Annotated in this window: 21 protein-coding genes; 1 reads left to right on the top strand and 20 read right to left on the bottom strand. The window is 52.7% G+C overall.

Translation table 11 applies throughout. The annotated features are described in order from the left end of the window. The 15 genes from L9W92_RS13510 to L9W92_RS13440 all read right to left on the bottom strand — a co-directional run bounded on the left by L9W92_RS13510 (nucleotide 1) and on the right by L9W92_RS13440 (nucleotide 17,601). Nucleotides 1–1,113, bottom strand: coding sequence for a DegT/DnrJ/EryC1/StrS family aminotransferase (locus L9W92_RS13510; RefSeq protein ID WP_240084281.1), 1,113 nt, complete (start codon nucleotides 1,111–1,113; stop codon nucleotides 1–3). A gap of 138 nt (nucleotides 1,114–1,251) precedes the next feature. Next, a complete protein-coding gene (locus L9W92_RS13505; RefSeq protein ID WP_240084280.1) occupies nucleotides 1,252–2,271 on the bottom strand; it encodes a Gfo/Idh/MocA family protein in 1,020 nt (339 codons plus the stop codon). Next, nucleotides 2,259–2,897, bottom strand: a complete 639-nt coding sequence (locus tag L9W92_RS13500) for a YveK family protein (RefSeq protein ID WP_240084279.1) — start codon at nucleotides 2,895–2,897, stop codon at nucleotides 2,259–2,261. Before L9W92_RS13500 ends, L9W92_RS13505 begins: the two co-directional genes overlap by 13 nt. Next, complete coding sequence (locus tag L9W92_RS13495; RefSeq protein ID WP_240084278.1) at nucleotides 2,884–3,615, bottom strand: acyltransferase; 732 nt, start codon at nucleotides 3,613–3,615, stop codon at nucleotides 2,884–2,886. The genes L9W92_RS13500 and L9W92_RS13495 overlap by 14 nt, the downstream gene beginning before the upstream one ends. A gap of 290 nt (nucleotides 3,616–3,905) precedes the next feature. Next, entirely contained in the window at nucleotides 3,906–5,963 is a 2,058-nt protein-coding gene (locus L9W92_RS13490) for a PAS domain-containing hybrid sensor histidine kinase/response regulator (protein ID WP_240084277.1), read from the bottom strand. Nucleotides 5,964–5,966: 3 nt separating this feature from the next. Then, a complete protein-coding gene (locus L9W92_RS13485; protein WP_240084276.1) occupies nucleotides 5,967–6,950 on the bottom strand; it encodes a diguanylate cyclase domain-containing protein in 984 nt (327 codons plus the stop codon). A 163-nt stretch (nucleotides 6,951–7,113) separates the two neighbouring features. Then, nucleotides 7,114–8,688 carry a hypothetical protein gene (locus tag L9W92_RS13480; protein WP_240084275.1) on the bottom strand — a complete coding sequence of 525 codons (1,575 nt, stop codon included), beginning with the start codon at nucleotides 8,686–8,688 and terminating at the stop codon, nucleotides 7,114–7,116. A gap of 89 nt (nucleotides 8,689–8,777) precedes the next feature. Continuing rightward, entirely contained in the window at nucleotides 8,778–10,067 is a 1,290-nt protein-coding gene (locus L9W92_RS19200; RefSeq protein ID WP_240084274.1) for a glycosyltransferase family 4 protein, read from the bottom strand. 5 nt (nucleotides 10,068–10,072) lie between these two features. After that, the gene (locus tag L9W92_RS13470) at nucleotides 10,073–11,299 is read right to left on the bottom strand and encodes a glycosyltransferase (RefSeq protein ID WP_240084273.1); all 1,227 of its coding nucleotides are present in this window, start codon (nucleotides 11,297–11,299) and stop codon (nucleotides 10,073–10,075) included. Next, complete coding sequence (locus L9W92_RS13465) at nucleotides 11,296–12,489, bottom strand: glycosyltransferase family 4 protein (RefSeq protein ID WP_240084272.1); 1,194 nt, start codon at nucleotides 12,487–12,489, stop codon at nucleotides 11,296–11,298. Before L9W92_RS13465 ends, L9W92_RS13470 begins: the two co-directional genes overlap by 4 nt. Then, nucleotides 12,486–13,613, bottom strand: coding sequence for an O-antigen ligase family protein (locus L9W92_RS13460; protein ID WP_240084271.1), 1,128 nt, complete (start codon nucleotides 13,611–13,613; stop codon nucleotides 12,486–12,488). Before L9W92_RS13460 ends, L9W92_RS13465 begins: the two co-directional genes overlap by 4 nt. Nucleotides 13,614–13,752: 139 nt before the next feature. Continuing rightward, nucleotides 13,753–14,916, bottom strand: a complete 1,164-nt coding sequence (locus L9W92_RS13455; protein ID WP_240084270.1) for a glycosyltransferase — start codon at nucleotides 14,914–14,916, stop codon at nucleotides 13,753–13,755. Beyond that, nucleotides 14,904–16,034, bottom strand: coding sequence for a non-hydrolyzing UDP-N-acetylglucosamine 2-epimerase (gene wecB, locus L9W92_RS13450; protein WP_240084269.1), 1,131 nt, complete (start codon nucleotides 16,032–16,034; stop codon nucleotides 14,904–14,906). The genes L9W92_RS13455 and wecB overlap by 13 nt, the downstream gene beginning before the upstream one ends. A 172-nt stretch (nucleotides 16,035–16,206) precedes the next feature. Continuing rightward, entirely contained in the window at nucleotides 16,207–17,169 is a 963-nt protein-coding gene (locus L9W92_RS13445) for a D-glucuronyl C5-epimerase family protein (protein ID WP_240084268.1), read from the bottom strand. A 27-nt stretch (nucleotides 17,170–17,196) separates the two neighbouring features. Further along, on the bottom strand, nucleotides 17,197–17,601 hold the full coding sequence (locus tag L9W92_RS13440) for a response regulator (RefSeq protein WP_240084267.1): 405 nt from the start codon (nucleotides 17,599–17,601) through the stop codon (nucleotides 17,197–17,199). Between the two features lie 284 nt (nucleotides 17,602–17,885). Here L9W92_RS13440 and L9W92_RS13435 point away from each other — a divergent pair, with 284 nt between their 5' ends. After that, complete coding sequence (locus L9W92_RS13435) at nucleotides 17,886–18,212, top strand: DUF3307 domain-containing protein (RefSeq protein ID WP_240084266.1); 327 nt, start codon at nucleotides 17,886–17,888, stop codon at nucleotides 18,210–18,212. Here the strand turns inward: L9W92_RS13435 and L9W92_RS13430 are convergent. The 5 genes from L9W92_RS13430 to L9W92_RS13410 form a co-directional block, all read right to left on the bottom strand. After that, the gene (locus L9W92_RS13430; RefSeq protein WP_240084265.1) at nucleotides 18,203–19,144 is read right to left on the bottom strand and encodes an NAD-dependent epimerase/dehydratase family protein; all 942 of its coding nucleotides are present in this window, start codon (nucleotides 19,142–19,144) and stop codon (nucleotides 18,203–18,205) included. The genes L9W92_RS13435 and L9W92_RS13430 overlap by 10 nt on opposite strands. A 19-nt stretch (nucleotides 19,145–19,163) precedes the next feature. Continuing rightward, nucleotides 19,164–19,763: a sugar transferase gene (locus L9W92_RS13425; protein ID WP_240084264.1), complete on the bottom strand. Its 600-nt coding sequence runs from the start codon at nucleotides 19,761–19,763 to the stop codon at nucleotides 19,164–19,166. 1 nt (nucleotide 19,764) lies between these two features. Next, nucleotides 19,765–20,826, bottom strand: a complete 1,062-nt coding sequence (locus L9W92_RS13420; RefSeq protein WP_240084263.1) for a GNAT family N-acetyltransferase — start codon at nucleotides 20,824–20,826, stop codon at nucleotides 19,765–19,767. A gap of 189 nt (nucleotides 20,827–21,015) precedes the next feature. Beyond that, nucleotides 21,016–21,597, bottom strand: a complete 582-nt coding sequence (locus L9W92_RS13415; protein WP_240084262.1) for a YdcF family protein — start codon at nucleotides 21,595–21,597, stop codon at nucleotides 21,016–21,018. Then, nucleotides 21,597–22,862 carry an S-layer homology domain-containing protein gene (locus L9W92_RS13410; RefSeq protein WP_240084261.1) on the bottom strand — a complete coding sequence of 422 codons (1,266 nt, stop codon included), beginning with the start codon at nucleotides 22,860–22,862 and terminating at the stop codon, nucleotides 21,597–21,599. The genes L9W92_RS13415 and L9W92_RS13410 overlap by 1 nt, the downstream gene beginning before the upstream one ends. Nucleotides 22,863–23,005: the final 143 nt, after the last annotated feature.

The following is a 23,005-nucleotide window of genomic DNA, read 5'->3' as shown; positions in this document are numbered from 1 at the left end:
TTATACTTTCAGACGTATCGCCTCCGTCAGCGCTTCAACCACATAATCCATCTGTTTTTCTGTAAGGTTGTTGAAAAAGGGCAGCGCCAATGTTGAGGAAGCAGCAAGCTCTGTATTCGGAAAATCACCCGCGCGGTAACCAAATTTCTCCTGATAAAACGGCTGCAAGTGAATTGGCTGAAAATACGGCCGGCAATCCACACCATTCCCCTGCAAGTACGCCATAACCCGGTCCCGGTCAATACCCGGCACCAGGCGTACGACGTAGACAAACCAGCTGATCCTTACCCCCGGCTCCATATACGGGAGTAACACCCCTGCCAAACGCCCCAGTTTGGCGTTGTAAGCCATTGCCACCGCTTCACGCTTGGCCAGGATCTCATCTATTGACTCCATTTGCGCCACACCAAGCGCCGCGCTCAGCTCATCCAAACGGTAATTATAACCCAGCCGGCAGTGATTGAACCAACCGCCCGCGCCGCTCCTCCCCTGGTTGCGCATGCTCCGGCACAAACCGGCCAGGTCGCTGCTGTTAGTCGAAATAATCCCTCCCTCGCCAGTTGTGATCTGTTTGTTGGGATAGAAGGCAAACACCGCCGCGTCACTCTCGCTGCCCGCCATTTTTTCGCCATAGCGGGCGCCGATTGCTTCACAGGCATCTTCGATTACAGCCAGCCGGTGCTTGCGGGCGATCTCCATGATTCGCTCCATGTCCACAGGCCTGCCAAAGACGTGCACGGGAAGAATAGCCTTAGTCCCGGGTGATATTTTTTTTTCTATCATCTCCGGGTCCATATTTAACGTCAGGGGATCAATATCGACAAAGACCGGCCGGGCCCCCTCGTAGAGAATACAGTTGCTGGAGGAGACAAAACTAAAAGGCGAAGTAATCACCTCATCGCCCGCGCCGATACCCAACCCCCGCACCGCCAAGTGGAGCCCGCTGGTCCCGCTGTTCACCGCCACAGCTTCTTTTACTCCCAAATAATCAGCCAACATCCGCTCAAACTGCTCCACCCGGGGGCCGATACTGAGGATATTGCTGTCAAGCACTTCATTAACCAATTCCCGCTCCCGCCGGCCGATATCGGGAGACGAAAGAGGCACATTCATCTTCAGGCACCTTCCCTTTTTATTTCATCTGCCACTATTCAGCCATTCATAATTCAGCAGTCAGAATACTTCCAGACGATAAACAGTTCTCTCATTCTAACTTCTGATTTCTGACTCCTGACCCCCGAGTAGTTACGTTCATCTAAAACTCACCGGCATCCCCGTCTCGGCGGAGCGGTATATGCCAAGCACTGTTTCCAGCGCCTTTCTACCTTCGCGGCCGTCAACGGCAGGCTGGCCACCGGTAAGGATCGCTTTCACCATATCCCGCAAGACAGCCCGGTGGCCTGATTTCCCGGAGCAACTCATCCCTTCTTCCAAGCAGACCGCCCGATCATCCTCCTCAGTCCCACTGAAGCGCCAGGTCATTACTCTTTCAGCTTTTTCCCCGCCTACCACAACCGTTCCCTTTTCCCCGAAAACAGCAACGGTCTGTTCCAGGTTCCGCGGGTAAACAGTGGACGCGGCTTCGATCACCCCCAGGGCGCCGCTGCGGAACTTCAATACCGCCACACCGACATCCTCAGCCTCAATAGACCGGCACCGTGTCGCGGTGTAGGCGAAAACAGACTCAACCCCACCCATCAGCCACAAAAGGATATCAACAATGTGTATGGCCTGGTTCATCATCACCCCGCCGTCTTCCGCCTTCTTGCCCCGCCAGGAGTTGCTTGCATAATAAGCTTCGTCACGGTTCCACCGCACCGTCGCGCCGGCATGGCTCAGTATCCCGAAGCTCCCCTTATCAACAGCCGATTTAAGCATTTGAAAGAACCGGCAAAAACGTTTTTGCATAACCACCGCGAGGATTACCCCCGCTTTTTCGCAGGTGTTCACGAGCATATCCGCGTCCGCCAGGGTCAGCGCCAGCGGTTTTTCCACCAACACGTGTCTGCCCGAACAGGCCGCCATCACGCCCATTTTCGCGTGCAGGCCGCTTGGAGTGCAGATAATAATGACATCAAGATCCTGGTCTTCCAGCATCTCCTCATAGTCACAATAGCCTTTTACATTGTAATAAGCGGCAAAATCCCTTAAGGCATACGGATCAATATCATTTACCGCCACCAGTTCCGCCTGAGGCAAAGCCAATATTTCATCGGCATGCACCCTTGCTATACGGCCGCAGCCGGCAATGCCGAACCTTACTCCCGCCATGAGCCCGTATATTCCAAGACTGCCGCAAGCATGAAGGCTATCAACGCTCCGGCCAGACCGGCGACAAGCATGCTCATGAAAATGTTCGGACCCACGGGGCGCTCATCGGGAGAAGCCGGTATAATCACTTGCAGGTTGTTCATCTTCCATACTTCTTTTTCCTCCTGCTGCAGGAGCACGGCCAAGCTGCCGGCAATAAAAGCCGCCCGGTACGGATCGGTATCTTTTACCAGGATTTCCAGCAGTTCCAGGTCTTTCACTTTCCGGACAGTAATCATCCGCCTCAAGTCACCGGAACTTAAGCTATGTTCAACCCGTTCGGACAGCTTCCGCAGCACTTGCTCACTTTCCGCCAGTTCACAGTAAGTTCTCGCCAGCTGACGGTACATCATCAAACTGTTATAGTCCATACGGTTGGCGCCGGTGCTATTCTCAGAACCGTTTTCGGGCTGGCTGAGCCGTAAAATTGTGCTAGCCTGGTACTTTGCCGGCAAAATCATGCATGCCGCTCCTCCGGCAGTCAAGGCTATAATAATCGTCGCCAGCACCAGGAATAGTCTTCTTTTAATCAAAGCGGAAAAGTCAATATTATCCAATAATTCGTCCACCCCCTTAACGTTTTTCATGCTGCGGCACATTTCTGATTAACCTGGCGGGACAACCCGCCACAACCGTTTCCGGGAGGGTATCTCTGGTAACCAGCGCGCCGGCCGCAACAAAGGTTTCTTCAGCAACCATGACACCTGGCAAAATAACCGCCCCGGCCCCTACCCTGGCGTTTTTTCCGATTTTTGGCCCTTGAATCTTGACAAACCGCTCTTCCGTCCTCCCCATGCAATTGTCATTGGCGGTAACAACCATAGGCGCTATAAAAGCTCCTTCGCCGACCACGGTATGCGCAGTCAGGTACGCTCCGGTCTGGATTTTGGCATAATCGCCCACCACCACATCGTTCTCCAGCACCGCACCGCAGCCAATAATCACCCGGCGGCCGACCTGACACAGCTCTCTTACCGAGGCCATATCCCCGGCCATCACCTCCTCGCCCAAGCTGGTTCCCGCGTAAAGCACCACTCCGCTGCCGATGACGCCGCCCGGGCCGACCCGCAAGGGGCGTAAAGGAGCAGTCAAGCGGGTTGTGCTGGTTTTAGCCGGATGGGGCTGCTTGCCGATGACGCAGTTGTCGCCGACCAGGCAATTATCGCCAATGAACGTCCCCGGGTAAACGGTGACATTATTGCCCATAGACGTGCCGGAGCCAATATAGGCGCCCTCCCCAATCACCGAAAAAAGGCCGATAACACAGTTCGCGCCGATCGCCGCATCCGGGTGAATATAGTTCATCTATCGCTCGATCCCCGCCTTACCTTGTTTTTCTTTTGATAATATTACGATTATAATATTACGGTCGCTTGGGTTTGGTGACGAAATAAAGGAGAAGTGGGGGCGGTTCTGGACTTGCCACCCCAAGGGTAGCAAGCAAGAACCACCCCCACTTGCCGCCGGTAAACAATGAAAATAAAAAGCTGGGCGAGAGGGCAGGAAAATTACCGCATGAAAGTAGTGCTGCCGGTGGAACCGGCAGCGCTGAGAAGTTAATTCCGGGGGATCGAACAGGTATTGCGCAGCGCGGCTTATTTGCCACGAATATTTTTCAGTATGGTCTTCATCAAGATCGCCTTCTTGACCGGTTTGGTCAAATGAGTCGTACATCCGGCGTCAAGGCTCTTTTGCTCGTCTTCTTTCAATGCGTAAGCAGTCAGCGCGATAACCGAAGTTGGCGCCAGGCGGTTCTCCGCCTCCCAGCGTCTGATGGCTCTTGTGGCGGTATACCCGTCCATCACGGGCATTTGCATATCCATCAGGACCAAGTCGTACTTTCCCGACTTAAACTTTTCCACGGCTATCTCCCCATTTTCGGCAATCTCAATTTGACAGGCGGTCTTTTTCAGGTATGCCTGGATCAATAGCTGGTTGTCCGGGGAATCTTCCACCAGGAGAAGGCGCAAGGCGCGCTGGTCCGCAAAGGCTGCGGGCGTCTCCGCCGGCTCACTTTTCGCACTTGATGATTTCTCTTCGCCCCCGGCTGTTCCGGATTGAACGGCAAAGCAGATAGTAAAGTAAAAGGTACTCCCCTTCCCCACTTCACTTTCCACCCATATGCGTCCGCCCATCAATTCCACCAGCCTCTTGGCAATGGTTAAGCCCAGCCCGGTGCCTCCGTACTTGCGGGTTGTTGAGGAGTCCGCCTGGGTAAACCACTCGAAAATAACGTCCAGCTTTTCCGGTGATATGCCGATGCCGGTGTCGCTGACAGTAAAAAGCAACCGGCATTCCCGTCCGTCACTTCCGGTGGAGATGGGCGGCTGATTGTCCGCAAGCGCAACTTTTAACAGCACTTCACCTTCATCGGTAAATTTAATGGCGTTCCCGATCAGGTTGATGATAATCTGGCGCAGGCGGCCCGGGTCCCCTATCAGATTCACGGGCACATCAGGCATGAGCCGGCAGACCAGCTCAACACCCTTTTCATGTGTGCGAACAGCCATCACTTCGCAGGTTTTTTCTATTACATTACCAAGGTCGAAGTTTATGCTTTCAAGCTCGTAGTGGCCAACCTCGACCCTAGAAAGATCGAGAATGTCATTGATCAGGCTCAACAGCGTTTCACCCGCCGACCTGAACGTCATAATATATTTTTGCTGCTCGGAAGTCAGCGGCGTCTCCCAGAGCAGATCGGCCATTCCGAGGATTGCGTTCATCGGCGTGCGGATTTCATGGCTCATGCTGGCCAGAAATTCGCTTTTCGCCTTGTTGGCGGCTTCCGCAACCTCTTTAGCCTGCTGCATGGTCTCCTCAACCCGCTTTCGCTCAGTAACGTCTTCCACCACACCGATAATAAACATCGGCTCATTCAAGTTGTCGCGGGCCAGGGAAAAATTAACGCTTACCCAAACCAGCCGGCCATCCTTCCGGGCATAGCTTTTTTCCATCTGGTAGCTGTCCAGCGCGCCCGCCCACAGGTCGTTGAACAATCCAACATAATTGGCCATGTCATCCGGGTAAATGAGCTCGTTAAAAACCATATTGGCCAGTTCCCGGCCATTGTAACCGAGCATTTCCTGCAGCGCCGGGTTGCTCTCGACAAGCCGCCCTTCCCTGTTGATTAACGTTATTCCCACGGACGTGCCCTCGAAGATCGCTCTGAAACGCGCTTCACTCGTGCGCAGTTTCTCCTCGATCAGCTTTTGTCCGGTAATGTCGCGGGCAATGGTTGAAGCGCCGATTACTTTGCCTGAAGTGTCTCTAATCGGGGATATGGTCAAGGAAACCTGAATCTGCCTGAAATCCTTCCTGACGCGTACGGTCTCGTAGTAATTGACCCTTTCTCCAAGCTTGATTCGTTCAAGATTTTTCGTTATTTCGTCGTAATTGGGCGCGAGGATAAAAACAGGGCGCCCGATGACTTCATTCGCCGTATACCCGAAGATTCTCTCCGCGCCCGCGTTCCAGCTAAAAATAAGGCCCTCCAGGCTCATCCCGACAATGGCGTCATTTGAGAACTCCACGATGGAAGCCAGCCAGGTAAGTTTTTCTTCCACCAACTGCGGTGTTTTTAAATTAGTAATTCGTCGCCGCATTTCGTTTAATTCATCAATCAGTCGTTTTTTGGTCTTGTCTTGATCTTTCATCTCTTATACTTCCCTCAAGGTCACTCTGTTCCTGCCGCCTTGCTTTGCCTGATAGAGCGCCTTGTCGGCCGCCGCCAGCAAGTCTCCCGGAGTACCGGCCTGCCGAGGCACGGTAGAGGCCGCCCCGGCGCTTACCGTGACATAGGCGCTGACTGACGAACTGGCATGAGGAATTTCCAGCGCTTCAACACCGCCGCGCAGCATCTCCGCTATCGCGGCAGCCCCCTGCATATCCGTGTTCGGCAGGATGGCCGCGAATTCCTCGCCGCCGTAGCGGGCCGCCAGATCTCCGGGCCGTTTCAAGCGGCCGCTCAGAGAGCCCGCCACTTGTTTCAAACAGTCGTCGCCGGCCTGATGACCATAAGTGTCATTGTATTTTTTAAAAAAATCTATATCGAGAATTATTAAAGACAACGGCACGGCGTCACGCGCCGCGCGGTTCCATTCATTCAATAAAACCTCATCAAAATGGCGCCGGTTGGCAATACCGGTAAGGCCGTCTAAAAAAGAGAGCCGGCGCAGGTTCTGGTTTGCTTCTTCCAGTTGGCGCGTTACCTCAAGCAGCTCATTCTCGCGCGCTTTCCGCCTGTCCGTCTCGTGTTTGAGTCTTAAAGCCGAGCGCACGCGCGCCAGCAGCTCCACCTTATTCAGCGGCTTCGTGATATAATCCATCGCCCCGGCGGAAAAAGCTGACTGCAGGTTATCGATATCATAATTGGCAGTTACCATGATAATGGGAATATCCCGCATATTCTCACGCTCTTTAATTAAACGGCAGGCTTCGATGCCATCAATACCAGGCATGATAATGTCCATTACAATTAAATCAAAGCCCCCCTGCGCACCCTGCGCATTGTCCATGCCGAGAAGCTTAAAAGCGTCAGCGGCCGATTTCGCGGTAAACACATCCGTATAGCCTGCCGATTTTAAAATATATTCAATCAGCAGCCTGCTGTCCGACAAATCATCAACAATAAGAATTGCCATAAGAATCCTTTCCCGGTTGTTAAGATTAAATATAGTCAAACATTTACTTCTATAATTTATAAAAATTTTCCTGCTATTTAATTATTAAAAATGCAATAATTTATCAATTTTTGTCGTAAAAAGCCGCCCGTTTAACAACAGGCGGATCGCAAGGCAAATTTAATCAAACTTTTTTCATGGATATGTTATCGAAATCGTGCGTGCCGGAACCGCCGTTTACCAGCAGCTTGATTTGTATTTTGGCCGCTCCGGCCGGGGCTGCCACTGTCTGGGACGGGATCTGCTCCCATCCCGCGCCTTTATGCTTGTACATAATGCTGCCGCTGGACAGCTGCTTGCCGGCAGCGTTATAAAAGAAGTAGGCTATTCTGGCTTCGGTGACGGCATTGCCTTTCCGGCTTCTGGCGCTTACCGCGTATTTATTACCCGGCTCTACCGGGACGTACTGGTAGAAATACCACCCATATTTGGCGCTAGCGTAGCTATTTCCGCCGGTTTCGGTTTTTATCACCACGTCGGGGCCTGTCCATTCAGCCTTGCCTTGGCTGAAATCACCGTTTTTAACCATTTCGCCGGCCGGAGGGTTGTCCACCGGCGGAGAGGGCTGGCTTTCTCCAACGCGGTAACCGGGCTGCGCGTTAGCCTTGTTCAGCATGGCCGCCGCCAGCAGGCCGGTGGCGCCGCCGGAGGTGGTTGCCGAGAGCTTGCTATAGGCTGTGTCTGTGATTACAGGAGCGAATTGCCCGTAGGCCGACCATAAGCCGATGAACCAGGGGTACTGGGTGGCGCCGCCTCCCATTATGTCGTTGGCAATGCCGCCGTCGGGCTTGATTAATTTCTTGGAGCCGGTATTGGCAAACTTGGCCATGTCAGTAGCGTTGAAAACAACGCCGGCCGCATACCCCTGATAAGCCGCGTCTATGTCAATAATGGCGTGGCCGATGTCCTCATATAAGGAACTACCAAGTGAATACCGCCAGCGGTAGCTGTTGGTGCCCGCGTCGACAGCCAGATTGTTTTTAAAGTGCTGCAGCATTTTTTTCGCCCGGTCCAGGTACTGGGTCTCACCGGTAGCGTTGTAAATCATCAGCTCCGTCCTGGCCATGGCCAAATACTGGTTAAAGGGCAGTTTCCCGCCCGCCTGCTTGTACGGCATGTCGTCGCGAAACTTGTAATACCCGGTACTGCCTTCGTCCACCCACTCATCTTTATGAACAGCCACCGCGTCTTTGGCCGCCTGCAGGAATAATTCCCTGTCGCTCCGGTATTTTTGCAGGGATGGAGTTTTGGTGACAATTGCGGCAAACTTGGCCATGGGATAAGCGATCATGCCTGTGTGCGCGGCAAAAACAGCATATTTTCCGTTTAAGGTGTAGCTGCCGTTGCGCCAGGCAGGCAAACTGAGACCCCGGTAATCCGTAACGCCGCGGGAGCTGTCCCGCTGGGCTAAAACCCCTTTGCCGTGGGCAATGAACTTGTCCAAATAAACAGTGTCGCCAGTAGCCTCGTACATTGTTAAATAAGCGTCCATCACGTAGCTTTCGCCCCAGGCCAGCTGCGCGTTGTCATTGTTGGCGCTTTTATACCAGTTTCCGCCGTTGACAGTGTCCAGCCTGGTAAAGATCTGGAGCAACTCACTGGAATCGGCCGCCCCGGCGGGTACGGCCGGTATTATGACCCACAAGAAACAAAAAATTAAAATCAGGCTAAGATAGAAAGACCCGCGCTTCTTTTTCATCGCATACCTCCCGGCAGTATTCTGGAAGCTTGTTATTTTCCCAGTTAACGTAAAATTCGACAATATTCGTCAACTTCCTCGTGGTAATTTCATACACTTTTTTTCAAGCTCTCCAAAACCTCTGCCAGCTTGCCGGCCAGTACCGGAATATCGTGAAATTTTTCCACATAAGCCCGGGCGCGTTCTCCCATAACTTTCCTGGCGCCTGGCGTTTCGCCGGCCATCTGCAGCATCGCGTCCGCCAGGGCGCCGGGCTCATCCGAGGGCACATGCAGGCCGAACCGGGCAAACTCCGTGTTCGGTGCTTTTTCCACCGCAGCGATTATGGGCCGCGCCGCCGCCATGTAATCAAACAACTTGTTGGAACTAAGTCCGTAGCGGTATGCTTTGCTGTTGCGCAGGTGAAAAAGACACCCGTCAGAGTTTTTCAAGATTATTGGTAACTGAGACTTCTCCAGGGTGTTTAAGAAAGTTACATTAGTCAGCCCGCGCTCCGCCGCCGCCTTCACCAGCCCCGCTTTAGCCGGCCCGTCGCCCACCATCAGAACATGGATGCCGCCAATCCCGGCCCGGTGCAGTATTTCGGCAGCTTTTAGCACCGTCTCCAGGCCATTGGCATATCCGTGCGCTCCCGTATAAGTAAACACCACCCATCCTTTGAGCCGGCGAAAAAGAGCTGCCTGCTCCGGGGTGAGGCAGCCCTCGCGGGTGCAGCGGTCGTACCAGGCCAGGTCGACGCCGTTAGGGATATAAACCACCTTTTTATCTTCAAGGCCAAGCTGGGCAATATGCTCTTTTCCACCGGGCAGCACACTGATGATCAGGTGGGCCTTCCGGTATAAAAATTTCTCCAGCACACCCATTCCCACGGTCAGAGGGCTATACTTGCTTATGGCTCCAATGTCCACGAGGGACTGGGGCCAGATGTCTCTCACTTCAAAAACAAAGGGAACGTTGTGTTTTCTGGACAGGAGGTATGCCGCCAGGCCGGCGCACAGGTGGGTGGAGGACCCGATGACGGCTTCCGGCGCGTCCAGGGCGCGCCCCAGCCTAGCAACCCTGCAGGTAAAATAAAGGTGGTTGACCAGCCTGGACAGGCTGTTGTCATAGTAGGGCGGAGTCCGGATCCAGACTCTATCGACGCCTCTTTCTATTTCATTCAGGTGATGGCAACCCGGCGGGTAATTCTTTAGCTCAATAAAGACATTGTGCACAAAGCTGGAGGCAAACAGTTTCACCAGCCACCCCCGGTCAGCCAGTTCCCCGGCCAGACTCTCATGCCTCCCGGGACCGGCGGCGTGATGATTAATAATCCAAAGGGTTCGTTCACATATGCCGGCCACGTTCACCACAACCCGTGAATAAATTTGGCATGCCACACTCCTTATGGCATGGTATCCATATCCATCATATCAAGTAGAACATTAACATTTGTGTTCAGCTCGAACCTTTCCCTGATCCTGCGGTGGGCCGCTTTTGCCAGCGACCGGGACCTGTCCGGGTCACTCAGCAAGCTCCTGATGGCCCGCGCCAGGGCGGCAGGGTTCTCCGGGGGCACAATCACACCGGTATCCCGGTCGACAAGGTCGGGTACACTGCCGGTTTTCGTAACAATTACCGGCACACCGCCGGCCATGGCCTCCATCACAGCCACCGGCACGCCCTCATGCTCATCGCTTGGCGTTTCCACACTGGGATGCACCAGCAGACTTAGAATGCCGGACCTGAGCAGGCGCAGCACTCTGTCGTGTGTAAGCGCGCCGACAAAGAAAACAACACCGCCAAGCTTTAACCTGTCTGCCAGGCGCAACAAGCTGCCCCGTTCCGGCCCGTCCCCGACGATCAGGCACCGGAAGTTCACTCCTCTGTCGGCCAGCAGCCGGCAGGCCTGGAGCAGGTAGCGGTGGCCTTTTACCGCCGTGAGGCTGCCGACGGCTCCAATAATGGGTTTACTCCCGCCCAGGCTGCTTTTTTCCGGAAATTCCGGGTTCACCTCCACCCCTAACGGGCTAAGGATCACCCTTATCCCGGACTCCCGGCCTGCTATTTTGGTCACCTGCTTAAGCCCATGGGATGAAACAACCCGCACAAAGGAACACCTGCTCACTTTTTCCGGCAGAAGGTTGTTGTTCTTGATATCCCAGCGGTGGGCGGTAAAACTCCAGCCGACACCGGTCAGGACGGAAGCCACCAGGGCGCAGGTTGAAGGAGTGGACGCCCAGTGGGCGTGAATATGATTTATTCCCAGGGACTGAACTTTTTCCGCGATGAACATACCCTTGGGAAGAAGCAGCAGGTTCTTTACCTTATTGGCCAGGCTCCCGCCTTTCAACAGCAGGCACAACAAGCCGGCCACCCGCAAGGGAGCCTTGAGCGACCATGATAGAGCTGACCGCCATACCGCTAAACTCCATGGCCCGGAGACAATAGTGCTGAGGAAAGGGCCGTCTCCGTCCCTGTGTTCCAGCCGCCCGGCCGGACGCACAGGGATGACGGTTAGCTCTACCCCCCGCTCCGCCAGGCAGTTCATTTCCGGGATCAAAAAAGCTTCAGGCCGGCCAAGTGGCGCGGTGACTGTCAGGTACATTAATTTTCTTGGAATGATGATCACCTACCTTTCCGGCGCCTGGCCTTTTTCACCAGGTCGATGATCCGGGAAGCCCGGTGTTCCCACGCGGCCTCCCTTTCAACAAAGCGCCTGCCCCTGCGCCCGGCCTCCGCCCACACAAGCGGATGCTCAAGCACGGCTGTTAACGCGTCCGCCAGGTTTTCCACCCGGTCAGGTTCCGCCACCAGCCCGCAGCCGGTCCGCCGCACTATGCCGGACAGGTCGGCGATATCCGGCACAACAACCGGCAGGCCGCAGGCCAGGTAGGAAAAAAATTTCAAAGCGGAACTGCCGCTGAAACAGAATCTTCTTTTCAAGGTCAGGTTTTCTCCATACCAGCCCCCGCCGATGCCCGCCACACAGGCGTTCAAGTAGACGGGCACCCGGTGATACGGCAGCCGGCCGGTGAAAAGCACCCTGCCGGCGAGCCCCTTGGAGCAGGCAAGCAATTCCAGCGCCTGCCTTTCCGGGCCATCCCCGATAATCAGCAGGATGGCATCCGGGTAACGTCCGGCCAGTCTGTCAAAAGCTTCAACAACTATTTCCCCGCCCTGCCAGGCCGCCAAATTGCCGGCGAAACAGAGATACTGTTTCACCGGGTCCAGACCCAGCCGCGCCAGCGCGTTCTTTCGCCCAGCCGGGCGGTACAAATATGGGTTGGCCCCGTTGGCCACCACTGTCACCTTACCGGCAGGCACACCCTGCCCGGCCAGCCATCCGGCTAAACCGGCGGTAACCGGCAGGACCAGAGTGGCGGAAAAACAGGCCTTTCGCTGCGCCCAAGCGGCTATAGCCTGCTTCCAGCGAGACCTGCCTTTAGCGCGCAGATCTTCCGGCGACACCGTATTCAGCTCCAGGACCACTATTTGACCCAGCAGCTTGCACAGCCAAACTACGGGCATTTCAAATATACTGTCCCGGACATACACAGCGTCGCAGCCCGCCCGCAAAGTGAAAAACGACGCCGCCACGCATACCAGTACCGGCCGGAGCACCCCGTCGAGCCATTTATTTTTCATCACTGGTAAACCTACCACGTGCACACCCGGCCGGCCGGGTCCGCGATACTTCCCCCGCAGCAGCAAGGTCACCCGGGCGCCGGCGCCGGCCAGCCCTCCAGCCACCTCCAGCGTATGGATGGTCTCACCTGTGGAAACTTCCGCGCGCGCGCCGGAGATCATTAAAATTTTCACCGGTAGTCCTCCGCAGCTGTCATGGCGGCAGAAGCCGCCACCCCGCCAGCCAGCCAGAGCAGGTAATTTCCGGGGACATCCCCGCTAAGCATGGCGTTTACCAGGCAAAATACCAGCAGCGAAACGGCGAGAGCAGTTTCTTTAACTTTTTTTCGCCGGCATGCCAGCCGCAACAGGGGAGCGAATACAAACAACAAGGAGAGTGCCAGCCCCGCAAGCCCCAGTTCCGCCGCCGATTCCAGAAACAGGTTGTGCGGATAATTAATTCCCGGCACAGGTGAAATACTGGCGTAAGATCCAGTTCCGGCGCCCAGCACCGGGTTCTGCCCGAACGTCGCTAGAGCAGCCTGGTAAAGCTGCCACCTGCCGTTATCACTCAAACTGAAAAAATCAGGTGAAAACCAGTAGTGGGAGGAGACATAAACCGCCAGCAGGATAAAAAGAGGGACGACCAGCACCGGCGGCAGGCGAAACTCCCGGCGGCCCGCCGCCATACCCCCGCAGAGCAGGGCGATAACCAGCGCCAGGGCGGGACCCCGGGCATCAAGCAGGATCATGGCGGCGCTTGCGGCCGCGGCTAGCAAAAAAACAAAAAGATGAGGAATAGCCATCACCTCGCCGATCACCACCAGAAGGATGAACAGGCCAATCAGCCTGCTTATTTCAATGGGATTAAAATTCAGCACGGCATAAATATTAAAAGGCAATTCAAGGTATGACCCGCTCACCCAGAAATACACGGTAAGCGCCAAGCCGCCCAGGAGGACTCCTTTCAGAAAGCGGTAAAGGCCCGGATTGCCCCAGACGGCTGAGGACAGCACCGGTCCGAAAAAACATACCATGTTATTAACCAGGTAATACTTTATTTTCTGTACCCCGTATTCTTCAAACAAACTGTCCGGCAGGCGGACCAGCATTAATAAACCAAGGCCAAGCACGGCCCAAAATTCCCAAAGTCTGAATATAGCAATCAAGGCGCAAGCTCTCTTTTTATAAAACAAATAAATCATTAGGAAAAACATGGGAAACAAAAATACGCCCACGTTCAAAAAAAGCAATGCTTCATGCCCCATGTCAAAGGTCCTGCCAACCAGATAAAGGCCCCCTCCGGTAAAAAAACCCAATACCTCCGGGGCCAATAAACAGGATAGAAACGCCAGGATTCCACCCGCTAGGAGGACAGGCCATTTAACCCCGGCTAAACCTGACAGAGTCCCTGCGATGAAGACAGTCGGAAGCAAATGAAGCAATGGGGGGCGGTTCTTACCTGCTGTCTTTGGTAATTTTTGAGTATTCACTAATTAGCAAACCAGCTTCCTTCCGCCATGTTAAATCCACTCTGGCTTTCAAGGTATTCATTCTTAAGGAGTGCAGCTTTTCCACGTTGCCCAGCAGTTCGTTCAACGACTCCCTGATGCTGCCGCTGTCTCCGGGATCCGCGAAAGCGCCGACTTGATATTCGTCCACCAGCCGGCGGATTTCCGGCAGTTGCGATGCCAGCACCGGCACCCCCGCGGCGATATATTCAAGCAGCTTGTTTGGCAAAGAATAATGCTTGCTTTGATCAATATCCTCAATCAAAACCACACCCAGGGAGGATCCGTGGATAAAACCCGGCAATTCCAACGCTTTTACCGGCGGCAGGAAATAAACATTTTTTAGTCCGGCGCTTCGCGCCAAGTTTTTCAGTCCCCCCTCCAGCGGCCCCCGGCCGATTATTGCCAAGTGCCGGCCGGCGGGCAGACCGGTCCAAGCTTTGATTAATCCTTCCAGGCCGCGTCCTTTTTGCAGTTTGCCTGTATACACAACCAGTAATTCGCTGTGGCCAAGTTCCAACGCCTCCCGCAGGCTACCCGCGGGACCGGCCGCTTCAGCAGGGTCAATGCAGTTTCTCAGCACCAGCGGGAGCCGCACCCTTAACGTTCGAGCCATTTCCCGGGCGCAGCTTTCATTTACGGTAATGATTAAATGGCAATGCTTCGCCAGCGTCCTTTCCAGTTTCAGCCAGCATTGCCAAAGCAGGCGACGCAGCAGACCCCACCTGCCGCCGCGACCGGGCCAGCCGTATCCCTGCCAGAGTTCGTGGGAGTCGTATACAATTTTACCTCCCCTGAGCTTCGCGGCTATAAACACGAAGGGCAGCATATCCAGATCGTGCCCGTGCCATACATCTGCCTTTTCACGCAACAGCGCTTGGATGATCTGCCGGTAAGCACGCAGGTAGGACAGCTTATAAGGAAACCAGGCCAGCTTCTCAGTTGTGGGATTCAGCACTCGCACCCCCATTGCGTCTTGTTCGCACCGGACATTCATGGTCAGGGAGAAAACAGTCACGCTGTACCCCGCCAATCCAAGGGCGGCGGCTTCTTTCTGCACCCTGGCGTCATAACGGTAATCGCTGTTCACCAACATGACTACCCTGGGCAAAAATATTCCTCCAGCAACCGGGAGATTAAACGCGAGGCGTTTCCCTGCCCGTACGGACAGCCGGACCAGTCACCACGCGCGGAAGCTCCAACCGCATCCCGGATTCGCCGCCGCTCGCAGCCCACCAGCACATTGCAGCCCCTTTCAACTGTTTCCGTCCACTCAGTCTCTTCCCGTAAGGTTATGCAAGGCACTTGAAGAAAAAAAGCCTCTTTTTGCAAACCACCAGAATCAGTGATTATTTTTCTGGCGTTTTTACAGAGCCAGATCATCTCTTCATAGCCTACCGGCTCAATTACAGTCATGTTAGGGTGGGACAAATAGCCGCCCAGGTTGAATTCACTGATTTTCTTCTTAGTGCGGGGGTGGACCGGAAATACGACCTTTTCTCCCAATGCAACGAGGCTTTCCAGGACAACTGACAGCCGCTCCTTTTTATCAGTGTTTTCCGCCCGGTGAACAGTCACGAGAAGGTACCCCCCGGGTTCCGGAAATTTTCCCCCCACCTGTGGCGGTAAACACTTGCTTCTTTCCAGGCACTCCTGCAAAGCATCATACATAACATCCCCGACGTTAACGGCAATAGAAGCGCCAAACCGCACCGCGTCGGCTTCCTTACCGAAAATCGCGCCGGTGGTGCTGACAACCCCCTCTTTATTAAGGTTGCGGACCGCGGCTGCAGAAGGGCAAAACAATATGGCGGACAGATAATCGGTCAATTCCCTGATGAACTCCTCCGGCATGGCGTGGTTGCCACAGCGCAAGCCGGCCTCAATATGTGCCAGGGGCACACCTGTCTTTGACGCTGCCAGCGCCCCGGCAAGGGTGGAGCGGGAATCGCCGTAAACCAGAACAACGTCAGGCTTCTCCCGGTCAAACACAGCTTTTAATCCGTCGAACATTTTGCCGAGCTGCCGCCCCGGCGTGTCCTGTCCGGCGTCAATATAATAATCCGGCGCGGGGCAGCCCCGCCCGCAAAAGAACACCTGCGACATATTAGGATCATAATGCTGACCGGTGTGGATCAATATTTCTTTGTGCTTTTCCCTGACGGCTCTGGAAACCATCATCGCTTTAATAAACTGGGGCCGGGTACCGGCCACTGCGGCAATCTTCAAAGAATCCCTCCGAAGCATATTGATCATTTTCTATACTTCCATCCTATGAAGTGTTGAGAAAAATCGTTCCAAGGGCCTCTCTAATTAAATACCCCGTTGTCAAAGTGTCAATAGGGACGGTTCTCTTGACACTAGTGTCAAGAGAACCGTCCCTATTGACAGCTTCTGACAGTCAGCGAATGATAGTTTCCGGGGGGTGGCAAATCTTTTGCAGTCCTTTTTTTACTACGGCTCTAAACCTGTTAATTACCCTTGACCACTGGCGCTCAAATTTTACACGGTAGAAACGGGCTACCGCTTCAATCCCGGGAAATGTTTCTTCAACTGCCCGCAGTTGCGCTATGTGCAGCTTGTGATAAAATGGGCCGGCCAGGTTGTTGGCGGTGTCATAGTAAGACCAGTACCCGGCGTCGTAACGGGGCAGGTAAACGCTCAGCGCCCGGAGTGTATCGTTAAGCGCCTGTTCTATGTCAATATGCAAACCTGCCTTGGCAAGCCTTAAATCGTACAAGCCGTAAAGAGCAAAACACCATCCATTGAGAATGGTGTTTTGGATCTTTATTGGATATTCCTCAAGCACAAGACCTTCCGGCGTGTACCGGGCGGTCCCGCCTTCCATAACCGGTATTAGCATTAGCCGGGCGGCGTCTTCCGCCACTTTTATCCACGCTTGATCCGGATCATGCAGGTGCGCCCGCACCGCCACCGAGATAGCCTCACCTTGAACCATCGCTGAATAAAGGGAAGGACCGGACATGCCCAGCACCGGCCATATCGGCCAACCGCCTGCCGCGTCCTGGTGCTCACGCAGCCAGCCGGCAAGCAGCATGAAGTCATCCAGGTCCCGGCTGTCCCCGTCCAGTAGCCAGTTGTCATAATGCCCTAAAGCTTTCTGCGCAATAGTCGTGGGGATAAAGACCAAGCTTCCGTTTACCTTGCGGTTTAAAGGGACCCCCCTCTCGGAAACCGGTCCCCTCCATTTCGTTTTACCTGTCAGATCATTAAAATAACCAAGAACATCACCGGGCTGAAAAATTCTGCCAAGCGGCTGTTCCTGGTGGTAATAACTCCTGCCGGAGATAATTGACAGCCAGCTACCGATCATTAAGCCGGTATTATGTAAACGAGCGCTCATTACTCCCTTACCAGCCATATATGGGCCTTAACCGGATAACTTTTGTTTACGTTCTCTGTCTGATAGAATCTTTTTCACTAAAAGACGCATCTCGTCCAATTCGAAAGGCTTGCTTAAATAATATCGTATTTTACCTTCCTCTCTGGCCGCCATGACCGTGTCCAGCTCAGTATACGCGGTCATCATCACCACCGGCGTGTCTGGAACGATTTCCTTTATTTTATCCATCGTTTCCAAACCGCTCATCCCCGGCATTTTAACATCAAGCAGGATCAGCGAAGGGATTCTGGCACGAATTATCCGGAGCGCCTCCGCACCGCTTCGCGCCGTCTCAACAATATACCCCTCATCGCTGAACAACTCAAATAAAAGACGGCACACCCCGGCGTTATCATCAACAATAAGCAGATATTGTAAGGATTGAGACATCATGCCCTCACCCCAATGGTATAATTTTACATTAGCTTAATTGATAATTTATTCGTTATATCGCAACGAAATCCTTCTTTTAAAATAGTTTAATCCAATTATCTGAACAGCAGAAAAACAGCCTGCCTTCTATTTTTTTAATATTCATAGCCCTATCTCCCGTATGATATCTCGCCTGAAAAAAGTATATCGACTTCCATTTATCTGCCCGAAGGTAGATTAGACTTCCCTGAATCCAAACAAATATTTTCGCATATAGTTAATAATACAGCGCATGGAGGATAATTATGTTCTCAATTCTACTCCTGTTGATGGCAGGGCATGTTTTTGCTGATTTCTTTCTCCAGTTAACCCGGCTGGCTGTTTATAAAAGAAAAAAAATCACGGCGCTTGCCGCCCACGCCTTCTCCTGGGCGTTGGTAATCAGCCTCGTTTTAATGCTGACCGGTTTTTTTTCAATATGGAAACTTTTTTTCCTATTTGCCACGCATTTTGTGATAGACTTTCTTAAGATACGCCTTTTCTCCTCATCACTAGCAAAATTGCATCCGGTGAACATCACCGATCAGTTATTGCACATCGCCACCATTTTGGCGGCGCTTTTTTACGAATGATAATATTGCGGGTTGTCAATGAGCCAGCGGTGGGTTAGGGTCAGTCCCTCGCCAATCCTGAACGACGGTTTGAAGCCAAGTATTTCTTTTGATTTCCGGTTGTCAATAAAAAGCTGGCGGCCGGCGGCCGGGCTGTCCTGAAAGAGAACAGGGCCGGAACTTCCAGCTATTTTCTTGACTTCAGAAGCTAATTCGCACATGGATACGCATTCATCCCCTCCGACGTTAAACACCTCGCCTGTTGCTTCAGGCCGGATCATGCTCAGGACAACCGCCTCGGTGAAATCAGCGACGAACGTATAGGAGCGGCTGTCGGAACCGTCTCCATATATTGTGATGGGCTCGTTTGCCATGGCCTGGAGCAAAAATTTTATCGGCACACTGATCCTGGTGTTGCGCGGGCCATAAATATCCGCAGCCCGGAGAATGACCGTCCTCAGTCCATTGCTCCCGGCAAGTGTGCGGCAAAAATTTTCGCCGGCCAGTTTGACGGCGCCGTGAATCAGGACAGGCTCCAACGGATGTTTTTCATCAATAGGCACATATTTTCCATTCCCGTAAACAGCAATTGACGAAGTATAAATCAGCAAAGCGTCACGGGCAAGAGCCGCCTGGATCAAATTAAGAAGACCGGTTAAAATGCCCGTTATAACCGGAGTTTCAATTGAACGCTCGCGCAAGGCCAGGGGAAAAGCCAGGTGAACAACAGTATCAGAGTTCCCCACGGCCTTAAGGACAGAATCCTCACTGGCGATATCACCGTTAATAAGGTCGATTTGTCCCAATAAAGCGCTCAGATTAGCGGCCCTGCCGGAAGCAAGCACATCCAGCACACGCACCTCCGCACCTTCCGCGAGCAGCCTTTCACAAAGGTGGGAGCCGAGAAAACCGGCTCCCCCCGTCACTAAAACCTTGCGTCCCTTCAGCCTCACTGTAATCCTCCCATCTCTTCTACATTTTCATAAACGGGTCTGCTTCTTTACGGTCTTCCTTGGCTGTGCCGCCATGGCGGAGCAAAACCACGGCAACTGTCTTGATTAGTATTTTTATGTCCAGCCAGAATGAGTAATGCTCAACATACCAGACATCCAATTCAATACGCTCCGGCCAGTAAATGGCTAAACGGCCGTTAACCTGGGCCCAGCCGGTGATGCCTGGCTTAACATTGAGCCTTTTTCTCTGCCTCTCGTTGTACTTGCTGTAGTGGTGCAGGGGGGCGGGCCGCGGGCCGACCAGGCTCATCTCGCCGCGTAAAACGTTAAAAAGCTGCGCCAACTCATCAATGCTGGTCTTTCTAAGAATCTTGCCGATTGCGGTTATGCGCGGGTCATCTTTCTCCACAAACATCCCGGAACCGATTTTTTCAGCGTGGGGAACCATGCTCCGGAATTTATACAAATAAAAGATTCTTCCTTGCCGGCCCAGACGCTTTTGTTTGAAAATGACCGGACCAGGCGAAGTTATTTTTATCGCCAGGGCAACCGCTAAAAGCAGCGGGCTGATGAGCGCCAGAATCAATAAAGAGCCAACGAGGTCAAACGCCCTTTTCATCTCAATACCTCCGGTAGCCGGGAAAATAACTGTCATTTTCTCTTGGTGCTTTTGTCGCCAGCAGATTTTCCAGCGTGCTCACCGCTTCACGGTTATGCACTTTTTTCCCGACATAGAAATCCAGCACGCCGTCGCGGGCGAAGGAATGCTTGTAGCAGTAAATACCGTCTCCCTCACGGTATCCCCCGCCAAGTAAAAAGTAGCTGATCCCCTTTTTTTTCGCCCATTTGATCACTTCATGCTTTAAAATATTGTTTGGCCGGTATTGATAAAATTGTTCCAACGTTCCTCCCAGGAATGAATGGATATAAGTATGATTAAACAAGAGCAGTTCAGTTGAAATAATCTGTCCGTCTTTCAAGGTGTGCGCATACAAAAAGTTATTCTTTAATTCTTTGTGGATACAATCATAAAAATCGCTGTTAAAGAAGTAAAATTCACCGGCCTGGTTCCTGAAAAGCGTGTGGTGATAGATCGAAATAAAATCGGAAAAATGCGCCGGCGTCTCTTCCAGAATCACTTCGAGGCCTTCCCGGTAGGCTTTGTTAATGTTTTTACGGTTATTGCGCTCATACCCCGACCATATTTCCTCATCTGTTCTTCTGAGATCCACGCAGATTACTGACGATGCCCTCGCGACTTCCACATTGTTTAATAGTATGCGGTGGTTTTCCAATAAAGGGTGGAACCGGATAAATTCGCTGATGATATCGTTCCCTGCACAGTAGTCCCTGAAAGACTGGTAGAAATTGCGCCACGCACCTTCACCTGCCGCAGGGGAAGCCAGCGGCCCTCCATAGCCGTAAGGGCTGGTGATATCATATAGCTCCCGCTCGAGTTTATCCCCCAAACCCGGAATCTGGTTCACCTTCCTGAGCAGGAAAGGATAAACAACCGTACATCCCTCCTCCCGGTAGACGAAAAGCCGGACTTCCCCGGAATCCCTGAATAATCCGCAGTATTCAGGCCGGAAATGAAGGTCCGGACACAAATCCTTGATACAATCCAGCTCCCGCAGCCACTGCTCCTTGTCCTGCAAACCCAATACATAATAATTTCCCACTAGATGCCACCCTTTCAAGTAGTCAGAATTCAGGAGTCAGAATCCAGAATATTGCGAGGCGATAAACCGTTCTCGCATCCCGACTCCCGGTCCCTGGCTCCTGTCTCCTGTCCCTGTCTTTTGCCTTTTGTCTTCTGTCTTCTGTCTTTTGTCTTCTGACTACTGACTACTGACTACCGACTACCGACTTTACCAATACCTGAACCAGTAATAGATTAGTTTTATATATTCTCGCCGGACTATCTGTCTGTCTGTTTCGCTTTCACACTGACCGTCCACGTTAAAGCCGGAGTCCCTGGTCGGACAATAAATCAATCTGACGCCTGTATTTCTGAATATCCTTTCAAATACAAGTTTGGTACGCCTCATGTGGTATGGTGAGGTAATGATAATGGCAGACTTAAAATTTTGCCGAAGTACGACCTCCTTTGAATAAACAGCATTCTCATAAGTGTTTTCAGATTTATCCTCGGTAATAATATCCTGTTCTTTTACACCTTTGTTAACTGCTCTTATTGCCATCTTCTGGGTTCCCGGCCGGTGGCCCGACATGATTATTTTGGGCGCCAAGCCCAACCTGTAAAGCTCCGCTGCGTAAAGCTCCCTTTCCGAATCCCCCGAAAGCGCTATCAGCACATCAACTGCCTCAGGCCGCTCATCAACAACCAGCAATTTAGCCATTAAGGGCCATGGGGGATAAGCTAGTACAATAAAAACAATTAGAAGCAGGCCGTAAAATATGGCAAAAAAAGCAAAACGTTTCACTCGCATTATTTACCCGCCATTAGCCGCAGGCCTTCTTTAACCGTTGCCACCTGAATATTTCTCTTCGCCGTCTCCTCAAACAGGAGTTTTAGCGTATCCTGATTTATACTCTTACTGTCCGGTGTTTGGCCGCCCTCATAAACATTGTGAGTGTAGAATATTACCCACCCTCCAGCCGCCACGGTTTTGTCCAAAACCTCTTTTATTTCTTCCGCACCCGGGTTTTGCAGGTAGTACCTGCAAAGCTTGTAAGGATTAAAAGGACTTACATTGATTTCTTTGTCGTACGATGTCGCGCCGGAATTGTAGTACTCCTGCACAAGCGGGTTTGGAGCGCCGGCAAATCTGAAAGGATAGGCGAAGTTCTCACCGGTCAGACCCTGCTGCTGTAACCATGATTTAGATCTGGCCAATTGATCACGAATTTCATTTTCCTCCAGATCTTTAAAGTGCAAATGGTTGGCGCTGTGGGATGCTGTTTCCCAGCCCGCGCTTTCCATTTCTTTCAATTGCTTAACAGTCATTGCCCCTTCCGCCCCCACTGACGACGTACAAACATAGTTTACGCCGGGGTAACCGTAAGCTTTGTGGACCGGAAAGGCGTTCTCATATACAGAAGACAGCTGGTGGTCGTAGCATACGGTGACCAAACCTTTACCTTTACCCTGTTCGTAGATGTAACGGACCAGGATGGTACTGGCCTCAGCCCTGGTGATGGGGTTCCACGGCCTGAAAGTCCCGTCGGGATAGCCGGCAATCAAGTCGCGTTCCTTTGCCGTCCGGATATATCCTCTGAACTCCTCTGGAATTTGATTCCCGTCATCAAATCCGGTATAGGCGGATTCAGCTGCCAAACCTAGTGAACGTGACAAAAACATGGCGGCTTCAACCCTGGTTATGGGATCGTCAGGCTCAAAAGCCAGCTGAATATATTCACCGGGGATAATAACCCCGGCGGCTACCGCCGTTTCAATGTACGGGTAATACCAGCGGCCGGGGTTGACGTCGGTGAATGTGGAGTTAACCGATGCCTTTAGGGGAAAGCCGTGGCTTACGACCAGCGCCTTGACAAACTCGGCCCTGGTAATATTGTCTTCCGGCCGGAAGGTGCCGTCAGGATAGCCGCATATGACTGCTGCGTCGGATAGCTGGCCGATATATCCCTTTGCCCAATGGTTTTGGACATCGTAGAAGGTTTGGGCGTCAGCATAATGCTCATGGCAGAAAAATGCCACGGTAAGTAAAAAAAGAAACAGAATTCTTTTCATCATGACCTCCTTTTTAAATATATAGCCTCTCGGCATTCGCCGAGGCAGATGGCACAAGGCTTTGCTTGAACCATCGTTATTGAATTCCTCCTACTTACCATAGAGGAATTTTTTTTAAATCCGCATCCAATTGGGAATTCGGATCT

Origin of the sequence: Pelotomaculum terephthalicicum JT, assembly GCF_022410535.1 — a bacterium.
GTDB lineage: Bacteria > Bacillota > Desulfotomaculia > Desulfotomaculales > Pelotomaculaceae > Pelotomaculum_D > Pelotomaculum_D terephthalicicum.
This window is presented reverse-complemented; position numbering and strand designations above follow the sequence as displayed.

Excerpts from the sequence above, each read along its gene's own strand:
- L9W92_RS13500 (WP_240084279.1), bottom strand. The coding sequence starts at position 2,897 with ATGAAAAACGTTAAGGGGGTGGACGAATTATTGGATAATATTGACTTT.
- L9W92_RS13415 (WP_240084262.1), bottom strand. The coding sequence starts at position 21,597 with ATGCGAGTGAAACGTTTTGCTTTTTTTGCCATATTTTACGGCCTGCTT.
- L9W92_RS13495 (WP_240084278.1), bottom strand. The coding sequence starts at position 3,615 with ATGAACTATATTCACCCGGATGCGGCGATCGGCGCGAACTGTGTTATC.
- L9W92_RS13425 (WP_240084264.1), bottom strand. The coding sequence starts at position 19,763 with ATGAAAAGGGCGTTTGACCTCGTTGGCTCTTTATTGATTCTGGCGCTC.
- L9W92_RS13410 (WP_240084261.1), bottom strand. The coding sequence starts at position 22,862 with ATGATGAAAAGAATTCTGTTTCTTTTTTTACTTACCGTGGCATTTTTC.
- L9W92_RS13445 (WP_240084268.1), bottom strand. The coding sequence starts at position 17,169 with ATGAGCGCTCGTTTACATAATACCGGCTTAATGATCGGTAGCTGGCTG.
- L9W92_RS13505 (WP_240084280.1), bottom strand. The coding sequence starts at position 2,271 with ATGGCGGGAGTAAGGTTCGGCATTGCCGGCTGCGGCCGTATAGCAAGG.
- L9W92_RS13480 (WP_240084275.1), bottom strand. The coding sequence starts at position 8,688 with ATGAAAAAGAAGCGCGGGTCTTTCTATCTTAGCCTGATTTTAATTTTT.
- L9W92_RS13435 (WP_240084266.1), top strand. The coding sequence starts at position 17,886 with ATGTTCTCAATTCTACTCCTGTTGATGGCAGGGCATGTTTTTGCTGAT.
- L9W92_RS13510 (WP_240084281.1), bottom strand. The coding sequence starts at position 1,113 with ATGAATGTGCCTCTTTCGTCTCCCGATATCGGCCGGCGGGAGCGGGAA.
- L9W92_RS13440 (WP_240084267.1), bottom strand. The coding sequence starts at position 17,601 with ATGATGTCTCAATCCTTACAATATCTGCTTATTGTTGATGATAACGCC.
- L9W92_RS13485 (WP_240084276.1), bottom strand. The coding sequence starts at position 6,950 with ATGGCAATTCTTATTGTTGATGATTTGTCGGACAGCAGGCTGCTGATT.
- L9W92_RS13490 (WP_240084277.1), bottom strand. The coding sequence starts at position 5,963 with ATGAAAGATCAAGACAAGACCAAAAAACGACTGATTGATGAATTAAAC.